The organism is Actinomadura rupiterrae, assembly GCF_024172125.1.
In the GTDB taxonomy this organism is placed as follows: domain Bacteria; phylum Actinomycetota; class Actinomycetes; order Streptosporangiales; family Streptosporangiaceae; genus Spirillospora; species Spirillospora rupiterrae.
Window position 1 is genome coordinate 232,059 of the sequence record NZ_JAMZEA010000003.1, and the last position, 14,186, is coordinate 246,244.

Below are 14,186 nucleotides of genomic sequence, written 5' to 3' on the forward strand. Positions count from 1 at the left end.
GCGGTCAGCCTGGTTGGTTGGCGGAGGCGAGGTGCGCCAGCTGGTTCTTGAGCTGCTTGGTGGCCAGCGGACGGGTCACGCCGATCCAGTCGGCGCGGTTGTAGGGCGTCACGCCGATGTTCGGGACGCAGGACGAGCAGCGGGCGACGACCATCCGGTTCTTGCCGATGACCATGCCGACGTGCCCGGGGCTGTCCGACGACGTGCCGGGGCCCGAGTTGAAGAACACCAGGTCACCGGGTTGCTCCTGGCCCTTGGGGATCTTCTGGCCGAACGGCCACTGCTCGAACGTCGTGCGCGGGATGGTCAGGCCGACCGACCTGTACGCGGCCTGCAGGAGGCTTGAGCAGTCCCACGCGTCCGGACCGGCCGCGCCGAAGATGTAGCGCTTGCCGCGCTGCGCCATGGCGAACGCGATGATCTGCCGGATGATGCCGGACGCGTTGGCGGGGAGCTCGTCGTCCTGGCAGTCCACGCCGTTCGACTGGACGACCTTGAAGTTGCCGTTCGCGTACTTCCCCGCCCAGTCCAGGACGAGGCTCACGTAGTCCCAGGAGTGGTTGTACATGAAGATCGCGGTCTTCATCCGCTCCGGGGCGCCGTTGTGCTTGAGGTACGCGCCGGCGGTGTAGATCGCGTCCGCCGGGTCGTAGAGGTTCTTCTTGCCGTCGTGGTCGCCGTCCACCGCGAACGAGTCGAACGTGGGCTTGAGGAACTGCATCGGCCCGCCCGCGCCCGCGTAGTTCGTGCCGCTGGAGACGCCCGTGCCCTTGGCCGTCCCGTGCGCGGTCTCGACCTCGCCGATCCCGGCGAGCACGTTCCACGGGATGCCGTACTGCTTGCCCGCCGCCTGGTACAGCACCAGGTAGTTCGACGGGATGCCGCGGGCGTCGTCCGACGCGCCCGGCTGCCCGGACGCGCCGGAGGTGTCGACGCAGCCGCCGCTGCCCGCGCCGCCCCCGCCGAACATGAACTGGCTCGCGCCGAACAGCACCGGGATCAGCAGCAGCGCGGCGAACAGGGAGCCGGCGGCCACCAGCGCCGTGACGGCCAGCACGCGGGTGCGGGTCATCCGGTCCCTCCTCCGCCGGTGTCGCCCGCCTGGCCGACGTCGGCGGGCTCGAACGCGGAGACCTTCAGCGCGTTGCCGTCACGCGCGATCGTCACCGCCCACTGCTTGCCGTCGGTGCTCGCCTTCCCCGACTGCGTGATCTGCTGCTTCCCGGTGACCAGGAAGATGATCGAGTTGTTGCCGATGTCGCGGACCCGGTCCAGCGTCGCGGTGCAGGTCGCGACAGTCTGCGCCTGCTGCCGCTGCTGCTGGATGCCGGGCGCCGCGAACCCCTGCGCGATCTGCTGCGCGACCTGGTCGGTGACCAGCGGCTGCAACCGCGCCGCGTACGCCTGCGGCTGCTCGTCGAACCGGTACGTCCCGTAGGCCGCGACGAACCGCTGCGCGGTGTCGGCGCCGGTCGCGAACTCCTGCTGGGAGAACGGCAGCAGCCGGTAGATGTCGAAGTTCCCGGGGGTGATCTGGGAGGTGATGCCGGGGGGCGGGGAGGCCGGCGCGGCCGGGCCGCCGCTGGTCGCGGGCGCCGGACGCGCCGCGTGGTGGCTCGGCTTGTGCTGCGGCGACGCCGCCGTCAGGTACACCCCGACGGCGGCCAGGACCACCACCAGCACACCGAAAAGGATCTTCCGCTGCCGGTCGGACAGGTTCATCACTCGTCCCGATCGACCGGACGCAGCCAGAACGGGATCGGCGGTTCGCCGCCGCCCTCGCCGGAGCGCCGTCCGCCCCACAGCGGCGGCGGCTCGGGCGCACTCCCGCCGTTCCCGTCACTGCGCGGCTGCGGCACGCTAGCGTCCCCTCCACCGGACGCCCCGGACCCACCGGACGCCCCGGACCCGCCGGATCCGCCCCCGGACGTTCCTGACGAGCCGCCGCGACCGCCGCCACCGGAGCCACGTCGTCCGCCGGTGTCGCCGCTGCGCCGTCCGCCGCCGTCTCCGTTGCCGGAGTTGCGCCGTCCGCCACCGAACCAGCTCCGCCCGCCGGACGAGGAGCCACCGGACTCCCCACCACCGGACGCCCCGGACCCGCCGCTTCCGCCGCCGTCCGAGTCACCACCGCCGAACCAACCACGTCCACCAGAAGCACCGCCGCCGCCGGACGCACCACCGCCGCCGCCGGACGCGCCTCCGGACGCGCCGCCGTCGCCGGAGCCGCCGCCCCAGGGCCCAGAGCCTCCACCGGCTCCCCCGGCCCCGGCCGCGCCGCCTCCGGCACCCGCCGCACCACGCGCAGGCGACCGACGCGACCTACCGCCGCCGTCCGCCCCACGCGACCGCCGAGACCCGGCCCCAGCCGCGCCCGCGCCGCCCCCGGCCGCGCCGGCACCACCACCGGAAGCACCCGCGCCGCCACCAGACGCGCCAGCGGAGCCACCAGCGCCCCCGCCGGACGAACCGCTACCGCCACCACTGGCGGCGCCTGCGGCTCCACCGGAGCCGCGCAGACCGCCACCTCCGCTACCGCCGCCGTTCGAGGCACCGGCGCTCGGACGAGCCGTCCACGACGTCGGCCCGGACCCGCCACCGCGCGCCCGCGCCCCGACTCCGGCCCCAGCGGCACTACCGCCACCCGACCCGGACTCGCCCGAAGTGCCACGTCCCGCACCGGCTCCGGCCGAAGCGCCGCGTCCCGCGCCAGAACCGCCCGCAGCACCCAGCCCCGGGCCCGCGACACCGCGTCCCGCGACGGCCGCAGAACCACCGCCCGACGCACCCGCGCGTCCGCCCGAAACACCACCTCCCGTGGACGGACGAGCCGTCCACGAAGTGGGACGTCCAGCACCGGTCCCGGATCCGGACGCCGCTTCGGTCGCACCGCCGTCGCCGTCCGCGCGCACGGAACCGCTCAGCGATCCGGCGCGCGTCGGGAGGTTGAGCGGTGGAGCGTCCCGCCGCAGCCGTCCGGTCTCGGCGGCGGCCGCCGCGGCGGATCCACCGCGTGGTTTCGCCGCGAGGACGGGCGCCGAGTCGGGCGAGGGCGCGTCCGCGACCCCGACCGCCCCGGCGCGCCGGTCGGCGACGGTGACACCCGCCGCCGTCCCCGCCGGCTCGGCGGCCGCGTCCGACGCCGCGTCCCGCTTGGCCCAGCGGCCGAGCCGGTACCCGGACGCGCCGGGCACCACGGCCGCCGCGACGCCGACCGTGTTCTTCCGCGCCTCGGCGACCGACTTGTCCAGGTGCGCCTCGCTCTTCTCCCGCGCCCCGACCGCCGAGTACCCGACCGCCGAGAACAGGTGCTGGAACGGCTTGCGGTACACGAACGCCGCGCACGTCACCAGCGCGATCAGCAGGATCTGCAGCCCCCACGGCAGCGTCTCGCCGAGGATCAGCCCGTACGCCCACAGCAGCAGCGACAGCACACCGATCAGCGCCGCCTGCTTCAGCAGCATCGACAGCAACAGCTCAAGCCAGCGGATCGCGATGACGCGTCCGATCCCCGGATGGATGCCGATCCCCAGGAAGATCGGCCCTGCGACAAGCAAGAGCAGGAACGCGATCTTCACCACGATCAGCGCGATCGCGATCACTAGAATCAGCAGCCCCGCGACCAGCGCCGCGAACAACCCGCCGAACGCCACCGCCAGCCGGCTCGTCCAGTTCTTGCCTTGGAACAGCGCGTACGAGCCGGAGTAGTTCTCCTTGACGTTCTTCGACACGTCCTTGTACGCGTCGGCCTTCTTCGCCAGGTCGACCTTCTGCTGCCCGTACGTCTCGGGCAGGTCCACGGCCTGCGACGCGAGCAGCTTGTCCGCGTTGTCCTTGACGATCTTCGCGTTCGGGTCGGTCGTCCCGAACTCGCCCATCAGCCACGGCTTGCACACCAGCGCGACCCACAGCCCGTTCGCGTTCCGCGTCGTCGCGTCCGGCTGCGCCGCCGGCGGCTGCGCGGGCTGCCCCGCGGGCGGCGCCGGCGCCGGGATGCACGTCGACCCCTTGGTGTCGCTCTGCGGCAGCGCCGCGTTGAACGCCGCGCTCGTCGCCCCCGACACCTTCGTCCCGAGCGTGGTGAAGTCCGCCGGTCTCGCGATCAGCCAGATCAGCGCGACCATCGCCGCGACCATCCATATCACGCCCTCGGTGACCTTGCTGGCCCGCTTGCGCACCAGCCCCCACCACGCCAGCGTGATGGCCCCGAGGATCACCACCCACGACCAGTACCGGGCGTTGAACGTCTTGCCCATCTGGCTGATCACACCGTCCACGGTGTTCTTCAGCCAGCTCAGCAGCGACTCGCTCGCCGCCGCCTGGTACACGCTGATCGTCGTCCGGTCGATCGCCCGCACCAGCGTGAACGTCGTGTTCGCGAGGGCGTTCCCCATCATCGCCATCGCGTCCGAGCAACCCATGTCGACCGCGTACCACGACTGCCCGGCCGTCCCGTACCGGTCGTAGTACGTCAACTGCGAAGGCGGCGTCGCCTTCAACTTGTCGTCCGGATAGTTGGGCGGCTTGATCATCCCATCCGCCCCAGCCCCATACTGCTCCGGCGCCGGACTGTCGGACGGGCGGCAGGGGTCCCCGCCGAACGGTCCCGCGCTCGCGATCGGGGTCAGCCCGAACATGAACAGCGCCAGGATGAGCGTCAGCAGCGCCGACCGGCGCGGTCCCCGCCTGCGCCTGCCGTCCCCGCGACCCAGGTCGAGCCCCTGCGCGGGGCTCTGCTGGATGCGAAGGCGGCGGGTGCCCGGGGGGTGGAGGCGGGGGCGGCGGGTCGTCATGGGGCGGCCTCCTCGGTGTGGGCCCCCGCGGCGGTCAGGTCGGACGATCCGGGGTGCTGCCGGGTCGGGTTGGTGTCGAGCCAGGCGCGCAGTTCGGGCGAGACGAGGTCGACGCCGATGCGGCCGGCGCGGCCGTCGAGGTCGCGGAAGACGCACTCGCCGTTGCCGAGGTTGCGCAGGACGGCCTTGTGCTCGTCGGACGGCTCCACCCCCAGCAGGGCCATCACGTTGCCGACCTCCACGCGCTCGGTCGAGCGGAAGGAGAACACCGAGGACAGGCAGTTGGTCACCTGTTCATTCAAGAGGTCCCCGGCGTTCTGCGAGACCAGGATCAACGCAGTGTTGCGAGAACGCCCCATCCGCGACACTTCCGGCACCAGCTTGGCGCCCTCGGGTGTCGATGTGATGGCCCACGCCTCGTCCAGGAAGATCGCCTTCGGGAGGCGGCGGTCGAGGCCGTGCATGAGCCGGCGGGCGAACTGCGACACCAGGTACATCAGGGCCACCGAGAGGCGCTGCTCGTAGGAGTAGTCCTCGCGGCTGATCGACACGTCCGGGAGGGTGAGGCCGCCCAGGGTGAAGACGGTCGTCCAGCCCTCGGTGTCGATGCGCTCGCCGCCGGACGGGTCGAAGCACAGCCGCGCGAGGCGCATCTCCGACATCGAGCGGAGTACGGCGCCGAGGTTCTTGGACGCCGGGTCCGGCGCGGACTCCAGGTGGTCGACGACCTTGCCGAGGGACGGCCGGTCGCCGTTCGCGACCGCGCCGACCGCCTGGATCATCGCGGACTCGCGCTCCTCCGACATGCGCGGGAGGAGGAGGCGGAGGGTCTCGGTCGCCATCGTCTTCTTCGCGGCCAGGTCGTCCCCGAAGGAGAACGGGTCGAGCAGGCCGGGCGCGGCGGATCCGAGGGGCAGCGTGCGGGCCTTGCGGCCGCGCGCCTTGAGCAGCTCGACGAGGGACTCCGCGTCGCCCTTGGGGTCGATCGCGGCGACCGTCACGCCGCGCAGCGACATCTGGTAGATCAGCAGCAGCGCGAGGGTGGTCTTGCCGCCGCCGGGCTCGCCGGTGATCGCGACCGCGGTCGGACGGTTCCGGGCCGCCGCGACCAGCGGGTCGAAGTGCACGATCGAGCGGGCGCGGCCGAGCGTCTCGCCGATGTACGGGCCGATCCAGCCCTCGTTCACCTCGTCCGGACGGTCACCGAGGTCGACCGTCGCGGTCGGCATCCCGCCCGCGATCGTGCGGAGCGGCTGCCGCTGCGCGTATGCGTTCAGCCGGATGCGGTCGCCCGGAAGGGACTCGGAGAACAGGCTGAACTGGTCGCCGGTCGAGTTCACCACGTCGATGCCGATGTCGCGGTAGTGCTCCACGACGGTGTCGACGCGCTGCGCGAGAAGTTCGGCCGTGGGCGCGGACACGATGAGCCGGTGCCAGCCGTACACGAACGGCAGGCGCTCCTTGGTGATGCCGTGCTCCAGCAGGCGCGCCGCGTCGATCTGCTCGGCGAGGGCGATCGGCGCCTCGACGCCTGCCTCGCGGATGTGCTGGTCCATGTCGCGCGCGTGCGCGAGCTTGCGCGAGACGTCCTTGGACGCCTTGGCCGGCGGGATCAGTTTCATGCGCGCGCTGATCTCGACCGGGAAGGACAGCGCGTCCGCGTAGTGGAACCAGGGCTCGCCGTCCGGGAACGGCATCAGGTCCGGGAACCGCGCGAACGACAGGTACGCCACGAACGACTCGGCCGTCGCGCCCACACCCGCGCCGTTGAAGTTCGGCTGCTCCATCCGCAGGAAGGAGCGTCCGTTATGGATCGCTCCCTCGACCAACGCCTCGATCTCACCCCGCCCCCACGTCCGGCGCGGGACGGCCGAGGGCGGCGGATCGGTCAGCGACCCGGTCACCGCATGCTGGAACAGCCACGCGACCTCGGTGGACGTAGCGTGCCGCGCGTACAGCGCCGATCCGCCGAGCGCGCGTCCGATCCGCTCGGCCTGCTCGGTCCAGCGCGCGACCTCCTTGGCGTCGATCGCGTCGTCCTCGATGCCGAGGGCCGACTCGCTGCGCTTGTAGAAGTTCAGCAGCTGCGCGATCGCCCCGCCGGACAGCTGCGCGCCCATGCCGCGCGGGCCGAGCCGGACGCCGAGGTAGATCTCCTTCGTCCAGAAGACCTTCGCCCAGACGTGCCGGTAGGTCTCCTCCAGGTAGTCCGCCCAGCCGGGGCCGCCGTCGGACGTCCGGTCCAGCGCGCGCGCCCACTCCGCCGCCGGGTACGTGCGGTGCGCGATGCGCAGGTGGATCTCCGCGTCCTGCATGCGGATGCCGGCGAGCGCGATGGTGATGTTCGTCGCGAGGGCCTCGCGCTCCTCGCCCGTGGTGAACTCGTACGACACCGTCGGCAGCCGGAAGTACGCCCACGCGGCCGTGTCGGTCAGCAGCACCCGGTCATCGAAGTACCGAACGGGAAGCCGGGTGGACCGCGCCTTCGTCATCCTGCTCATCAGACGCCCCCCCGAACCCGCCGCACCCGCCCGGCCTCCAGCCGCGCACGAGTCGGCCCCGACCACGCACCCGTCCGCTCCGGTCGCCTATGCATCAGCTCCGGCAGGACGTGCTGCCGCTCCGGCCACGCCAGCCTGGCCTCCCGTCGCGCCAGCGGGAGCTCCGGCCACGCCTGCCCCTGCCCCTGCCACGCCAGCGTGAGCTCAGGCCACGCCTGGCTGTGCTCCCGTCGCCCCAGCGGGGGCTCCGGCCGCACCTGCCCGGGCTCCGCCCGCACCAGCGTGAGCTCAGGCCACGCCTGGCTGTGCCCCCGTCGCCCCAGCGGGAGCCCCGGCCGCACCTGCCCGGGCTCCGCCCGCACCAGCGTGAGCTCAGGCCACGCCTGGCTGTGCCCCCGTCGCCCCAGCGGGAGCCCCGGCCGCACCTGCCCGGGCTCCGCCCGCACCAGCGTGAGCTCAGGCCACGCCTGGCTGTGCCCCCGTCGCCCCAGCGGGAGCCCCGGCCGCACCTGCCCGGGCTCCGCCCGCACCAGCGTGAGCTCAGGCCACGCCTGGCTGTGCCCCCGTCGCCCCAGCGGGAGCTCCGACCGCGCCTGCCCGGGCTCCGGCCGCACCGGCGTGGGCTCCTGTCGAGCCAGCCTGGGCTCATGCCGCAACCGCGTGGGCTCCGGTTTCGCCGGCGGGGGCTCATGCCGCGGCTGCCTGGGGTCCGGATGGGCCGGTGTGGGCTCCGGGTGCGCGTGCCTGATGTCCGGTCGCGCTGGCCTCCGGTCCGGTCGCGCTCGTCCGGCCGGACCTGGCTCGGGGCTCATCGGGCGGCCTCCTGCTCCTGCTGCTGCTGCTGCTCGGTGTAACGCTCGGGCACGACGGCGAACCCACCGGCGACCACACCGGCGAGGGCGAGGTAGGCACGCCGCGTCGGCGCCCGCAACGCCTTCAGTTCGTTGCGGGGCGCACGGTCCATGCTGAGGTGATCGTCCCACGGGATGCGGACGAGCGCGCGGCAACGTCCCCGCGCCACCTCCTCGGCTTGTTCAACATCATCCATGCTGCGCCGGCTGACCCCGTTGATCACCGTCACCGCGCGCCGGCGCAGCTCGCCGTAGCCGTGGCCGTCCAGCCACTCGTAGGTCATCGCGACCGCGCGCGGGGCGTCCGCGCTGGCCGGCGCGACGAGGACGACCTGGTCGGCGTACGGCAGGACGCGCGCGACGACGGCGGCGGCAGCGTCCAGCAGCGTCACCGAGTAGAACCTGTCGATCGTCCGGACGGCGAGGGCGTAGTCGCGGTCGTCCAGCGCCTGGAGCGGGTTCTTCCCGGCCGCGATGACGTCCAGGCCGGACTTGGCCTGCGAGGTGTAGCGGCGCATCGCGGTCAGGCTGCCGATCTGGTCCGCGCGCGTGATGAGCCCGGTGAGGGTCTCGTTGGTCTCGCTGCGCGTCCTGCGCGCGAGCGCGCCCGGCCCGGGGTTGATGTCCACGGCCACCACGGGCTCGCCGTTGTGCTGCGCGAACGTGTGGCCGAGCATCAGCGCGGTCACCGTCTGCCCCGCGCCGCCTGTACATCCGAGGACGACGATGTGCCGCGACCCCTGGAACGGCTGCTGGAGCCGCTGCTCGTACTCGGCGTCCGCGTCCGCGTGCCCGCCGCCGACGGCGTGGAACAGCCTCCGCAGGCCGCCGCTGGTGAGCTCGTGCTCGGGATCGGGCGGCGTGATCGCGGGCTCCGGCGTCCGCGGCGCCTCCGGGGGCGGCGGCAGGGGCCGCGGCCGCACCGGCGACGCCGGCCCCGACCGCTCCGCCCGCGAAGGCGGGACGTCCTGCACCGGCGGAGGCGCGGCGGGCGGCGTCACCCGCGCGGACGTCTCGGCTCTCTGCGGCTGCTGCGGGGACGGCGCGGGCGGCGGCCCCGGCGGCGGCACGTCCTGCCGCTGCACCGGCGGCCAGGGCGCGGGCCGCGAAAGCTCCTCCGACCAAGTCCGAGGCTCCCGCCCCCGAACCGGCCGCCACTCCCCTTCCGCATGCGCCCCCTCACCCCGCACACGCTCACTCCGCGCACCCTCAGCCCGTGCGTCCTCCGCCCGCGCGTCCTCAGCGCGCACGCCTTCACTCCGCACGCCCTCAGCCCGCGCCGCCTGGGCCCACGCGTCCTCGGCCCGCGCGTCCTCATCCGAACCGACCCCGGCCCGTCCGAACGCTCCGGGCACGGCCCGCCCTGCCGCGCCGGGCACCGCCCGCTCTGCCGCTCCGGGCGTCGGCCGCTCTGTTGCCCCGGGTGCCGGACGCTCCGTCCGCCGAACCACGTTCCCGCGCGCGACGAGCTTGTCCCCCTCCTCGGGAACCCCCCGGGAAGGCTCTCGCTCAGCCGCGACCTGCGGAATATCAGGCCGAGTAGGCGCCCCGGACGCCCCCTCGCCTGCTTGCGCATACTGCGAAGGCGACGACGACGTAGGCCGCGCGGACTGCGCGGACGCGTCCTCACCCGCCCGATGCTGCGCAGCCCCACTCGCACCCGCAACACCCTCCGCACCTTGCGCGCTGGAAGCGTCCTCGCGCGTCTGCCGTACGGAAGGCCACGCCTCCACCGTCGGCCGCCGCTCCTCCCGAGTGTCTTGGTGCGCGGAGGCGTTCTCGTCCACGCGCGCAGCGCCCTCCTCCGCACGCGAGGCACCCTCACCCGCCCGCACGTCGGACCCATACGCCTGCGCAGCCTGTCCCTGCGCCTGCGCCTGCGCGGGCGGGGCCTCGTCCATACGTCGAACGCTCTCGTCCGCACCCGAGGCATCGTCGCCAGCCCGCGAACCGCGGTGAGGCGCAATCGGAGTCGCGGATTGGGCGGACGCACTCACACCCGCAATGCCCTCCGAACCTTCCGCGCTGGACGCGTCCTCGCGCGGCTGTTGCTGCAAGTAAAGGTTCGCCTCTGCGGCCGGGCGCTGCCACTCATGTGTATCTTGCCGCGCGGGCGCGACCTCGCCCGCATGCGCGGCGCGTTCGTCCGCGTGCACGTGGTGCTGCGGCGCGACATCGCCCGCGCTTGTCTGCGAGGGCTGCGCATCGCGGGTGGAGTGCTGCACACGCGCGTTCCCGCCGACCTGCGCTACCGCCTCGTCCGTCCGCGCGGTATGCGGAGGCATTGGTGGCGTGGCGGACGCGGACGCAACACCCTCGGCGACCTGCGACTCGGACGCGTCCCCAGGAGATGGTTGCTGCGCGACGGGCTGCGCCTCCACCAGCGCACGCTGCCCCTCACGAGTGTCCGGGTGCGCGCGCACGCCCTGGTCCGCTTGCGCGGCGCGTTCGTCCGCCTGTGCGGTAGCTGGAGGCATTGCAGTGGACGGCGCGGTCGCGGACGCAACGCCCTCCGAGTCCTGCGACTCGGACACGTCCCCACGAGGTGATTGCTGCGCGACAGGTTGCGTCTCCACCGGCGCGCGCTGCCCCTCACGGGTGTCCGGATGCGCGCGCACGACCTCGTCCGCGCGCGCGGCCATCTCGCCCGCCTGCGTAGGAGCCGCCTCGCCCACGCGTCGAGCGGCCTGGTCGGCATGCGCGGCGCGTTCGTCAGCGTGCGCGTGGTGTTGCGGCGCCACATCGCCCGCGCCTGTCTGCGAGGGCTGCACTTCGCGGGTGGCGTGCTGCGTACGTGCGTTGCCGTCGGCCTGCGCTGCGGCCTCGTCCGCCTGCGCGGTATGCGGAGGCATTGCAGCGGACGGCGCGGACGCAACGCCCTCCGCGACCTGCGACTCGGACGCGTCCCCACGAGGTGATTGCTGCGCGGCGGGCTGCGCCTCCACCGGCGCGCGCTGCCCCTCGCGAGTGTCTGGGTACGCGCGCACAACTTCGTCCTCGCGCGCGGCGGTCTCGCGCGCCTGCGTGGGGGGCTGCCCGTCCGGGCGTGGGGCGGTCTCGTCCGCGCGAGAGCTTGAGCCTGCCTGCGAACGTTGCAGAGGCGTTGGGGACGCGGACTGCGCGGACGCACTCGCCGTCTCCGCGCCCTGTGCACCAGACGCGTTCCCCTGCGGCTGTTGCTGCGAGGCAGGGCCCGCCTCGGCAGATGCGTGCTGCTCCTCACGGGTGTCTGGACGTGCGCGCACGGCCGCGTCCGTGTGGGGGGCGGGCTCGTTCGCGTGGGAGGAGTCCGAGGGTGGCTGCGGACGTTGCAGCGGCGTTGGCGGGGCGCTTGGGGGGGCGGGCTGCGGGGATGCGCTTGCGGGCTCTGCGTTCTGTGGACTGGATGCGTCCCCCTGCGGGTGTTGCTGCGAGGTGGGGGTTGCCTCGGCGGGTGGGCGGTGCTCCTCGCGGGCGGTGGGGTGTTGGGGGATGTCGGGGCGGGTGGGGGTGGGTTGGACGGGGATGTCGGGGCGGGTGGGCGGGGGGGTGTCCTGGCGGCGGCGGGTTAGGCGGCCGAACATGGACGGGGGGCCTTCGGTGCCCTGGGGGATGCCCGGGTCCCGGTCGGGCGTGGTGTCCGAGGGGGGCTCCTGGGGGTGCGGGGGCTCGGTTTCGGACGGGCCCTGGGGGAGGTTCCGGGTGATACTCGTCCAGAAGTCGGCGGGGGCGCCGGGGCGGCGGACGCCGGAGGCGAGGGCCCGCTTGCCGGAGCCGCGGGCGGGGTTCTCGAGTTCGGGGGTCGCGGGCGGGTGGTCGAGGTCGTCCGCGGTGAAGGTCGCGCCCGCGACGTGGACGTCGGCGTCCAGGGGGACGGGGTGCGGACGGGGCTGGGGTTCGGGGAGGGGCTCGGGGCGGGCTTCGGCCAGGGGCGGTGCCTGCGCCGGGAGAACGGGCTCGGCCAGCGGTGGCGCGTCTGCCAGGGGTGGGGCTTCGGCGGGGACGCGGCGGACGGGCGGGACGGCGATCGGGGTGGGTGTGGTCTCCTCGACCAGGACGTCCGGCTTGCGCCGGCGGGCGGCGGCCTTGGCGGGGGCGGGGTCGCCGCGGCGCCAGACGCGGGCCACGACGACGACCTCGCGGGGTTCGCGGATCGGGGTCAGGCGGCACCAGGTGCGCGGCTCGGCGAGGTAGCGGGTGTGCGAGAGCAGCAGTTCGGTGAGCCGCTTGCCCTCGATGACCGGACGCGTCGCGAGCCATGTCAGCACGCCCGGGGGGACGATGTAGAGGACGTGCCAGGGGGTCTTGAACGGGACGCCGACCAGCCGCAGCATCAGGATCCACGGGATGAACACCCCGGCGAACACGCCGATCTGGACGAGCGGCAGCGGCATGGGCAGCCGCAGGTCGTACAGCTTGTACAGCCGCTTCTCGATGCGCCAGATGTTCGTGTACGTGGGTAGATCCACGCCCCTGCTCCCCTTTGCTGCGCCGGGCACGGTGTCGCCTGCCGGGTCCCCGGACGGGAGGGGGACCCCTGGACCTCGGACCTCGCGGGACTAGGTCAGGTTCACCCCCAGCGCCTTGGCGATCGCCTTCGCCGTCGTCTCGATGATGTTCGGGACGTAGAAGACCACGCCGATCGCGACGGCCAGCACGATGAACTGGACGAAGCGCGTGATCTCGCGGGTGAACAGGAAGAAGATGGCGACAATGGAGACGATCACCAGGAAGAGGGGGCCGAAGATCTGCCGCAGCCAGTCGGCGAGCTGGTCCGTCCTGAGCTGGTCGTTGTTCGCGGGCGCCGCCAGAATCTGGTCGGGAATCGACGCCATGAGGTGATGCAGCATCGACTGCTTACCTTCCTGGTTCGGCCGGGGCCGGTTCTTGTGTGAGGGTCACTTCGGGGACTTTCATGAGGCGTTCGGTTGGGCCGTGCCGCGAATGTCGTGCACGTACCAGGTGCCGTTCTTCTTCACCATGGACAGGTCGTAGGTCTGGTCGAGCTCGCCGCCCGCGGCGCCGCCGGGGGCGGGCATCTGCCAGCCGACGGTGACGGTGACGGTGCGGCTGTCGACCGGGCCCTTCGGCGCGATGACCTCTCTGACCTGCACGAAGGTGACCGTGTCGGCGAGGCCCCGGATCGGGGGGCCGTCCGAGAAGCGCTGCAGCGCGGCCTGGTCGCCGTGCGCGTAGGCCGGGAAGAAGGCGGCCATAACCGAGGCGAGCTCGGTTTCGAGGGCGCCGTCGCGGTCGCGGACCCCGGCCTGCGGGAGGCCGGCCTTCGCGGGCGGGGGAAGCAGCGCCGGGCGCGCGGAGACGACCATCGCGCCGTTCTTGGAGTAGACCGGGACGGCGAGCCGGAACCACTTGCCCTGCGCGCCCGCGAGAACGGTGACGATGGCGTTGTCGGTGTCGCGGACGTCCACTCCGGCGACCTGGACGGACTGCACCTGCAACTGGCCGACGTTGTTCCAGCCGAACTGCGCGGACGCGCCGTCCGGCACGAACGCCTGCAGTTGCTGCGCGCGCGCGTCGGCGGTGCGCGGGTCGTAGTTCAGGTAGACGTTGGCGAACTGGAGCGCGAACGCTCCGGCGGCGGTGGTGGGGAAGCCGCTCGCGGACGCGCCGGAGCCGCCGCCGGAGGAGGTGTCCTTGGCGGTGAACCGCTCGAACGGCGCGCGGACGCCGTTCACCACGATCACGATGATCAGGGCCCAGAGCACGGCGCGGCCGAGCCAGACCCACCAGCGCCCGCCGGATCCGCCCCAGCGGCCGCCGCGCGCCGGCCGCCCGCCGCGCCGCGGGCGCCGTCCGGAGGCCGCCTCCCACGGGTCGTCGGCCGGTCCGAGGGCGTGCTCGGACGGTCCGGCGCCGTCGACGCCGGCGGGCTGGTGGCCGTCTGTCACGGCCGACCTGCGAGCCATCCTGCCTCCGCTCGCGCCTCCCCTCGGACGGCGCGCTCTGTGTGTGCCTGATCCCTGCCGATGTGGCCCATTCCGAACCCACCTCGGGCCCAGCGTAACCACGAGCGTCAATTGTTCCAGCGCAACGCGGTGAAG

7 protein-coding genes are annotated in these 14,186 nt (G+C 73.4%); all 7 read right to left on the reverse strand.

All coding sequences use genetic code 11. The annotated features are described in order from the left end of the window. Nucleotides 1-4 precede the first annotated feature (4 nt). Nucleotides 5-1,072, reverse strand: a complete 1,068-nt coding sequence (locus FHU30_RS09940; RefSeq protein ID WP_253874325.1) for a C40 family peptidase — start codon at nt 1,070-1,072, stop codon at nt 5-7. Continuing rightward, on the reverse strand, nt 1,069-1,722 hold the full coding sequence (locus FHU30_RS09945; protein WP_253874327.1) for a hypothetical protein: 654 nt from the start codon (nt 1,720-1,722) through the stop codon (nt 1,069-1,071). The genes FHU30_RS09940 and FHU30_RS09945 overlap by 4 nt, the downstream gene beginning before the upstream one ends. Beyond that, nucleotides 1,722-4,793: a type IV secretion system protein gene (locus FHU30_RS45930; RefSeq protein WP_301322939.1), complete on the reverse strand. Its 3,072-nt coding sequence runs from the start codon at nt 4,791-4,793 to the stop codon at nt 1,722-1,724. Before FHU30_RS45930 ends, FHU30_RS09945 begins: the two co-directional genes overlap by 1 nt. Beyond that, nucleotides 4,790-7,294: an ATP-binding protein gene (locus tag FHU30_RS09955; protein WP_253874329.1), complete on the reverse strand. Its 2,505-nt coding sequence runs from the start codon at nt 7,292-7,294 to the stop codon at nt 4,790-4,792. Before FHU30_RS09955 ends, FHU30_RS45930 begins: the two co-directional genes overlap by 4 nt. An 808-nt stretch (nt 7,295-8,102) precedes the next feature. After that, the gene (locus FHU30_RS09960) at nt 8,103-12,593 is read right to left on the reverse strand and encodes a TcpE family conjugal transfer membrane protein (protein WP_253874331.1); all 4,491 of its coding nucleotides are present in this window, start codon (nt 12,591-12,593) and stop codon (nt 8,103-8,105) included. Between the two features lie 90 nt (nt 12,594-12,683). Beyond that, on the reverse strand, nt 12,684-12,974 hold the full coding sequence (locus tag FHU30_RS09965) for a hypothetical protein (RefSeq protein WP_026414008.1): 291 nt from the start codon (nt 12,972-12,974) through the stop codon (nt 12,684-12,686). A gap of 63 nt (nt 12,975-13,037) precedes the next feature. Continuing rightward, nucleotides 13,038-14,051: a conjugal transfer protein gene (locus tag FHU30_RS09970; RefSeq protein WP_253874332.1), complete on the reverse strand. Its 1,014-nt coding sequence runs from the start codon at nt 14,049-14,051 to the stop codon at nt 13,038-13,040. Nucleotides 14,052-14,186: the final 135 nt, after the last annotated feature.

Bases quoted from the DNA above. Each gene is read 5' to 3' on its own strand.
- FHU30_RS09940 (WP_253874325.1), bottom strand. From the start codon at position 1,072: ATGACCCGCACCCGCGTGCTGGCCGTCACGGCGCTGGTGGCCGCCGGC.
- FHU30_RS09965 (WP_026414008.1), bottom strand. From the start codon at position 12,974: ATGCTGCATCACCTCATGGCGTCGATTCCCGACCAGATTCTGGCGGCG.
- FHU30_RS09955 (WP_253874329.1), bottom strand. From the start codon at position 7,294: ATGAGCAGGATGACGAAGGCGCGGTCCACCCGGCTTCCCGTTCGGTAC.
- FHU30_RS45930 (WP_301322939.1), bottom strand. From the start codon at position 4,793: ATGACGACCCGCCGCCCCCGCCTCCACCCCCCGGGCACCCGCCGCCTT.
- FHU30_RS09970 (WP_253874332.1), bottom strand. From the start codon at position 14,051: ATGGCTCGCAGGTCGGCCGTGACAGACGGCCACCAGCCCGCCGGCGTC.
- FHU30_RS09945 (WP_253874327.1), bottom strand. From the start codon at position 1,722: ATGAACCTGTCCGACCGGCAGCGGAAGATCCTTTTCGGTGTGCTGGTG.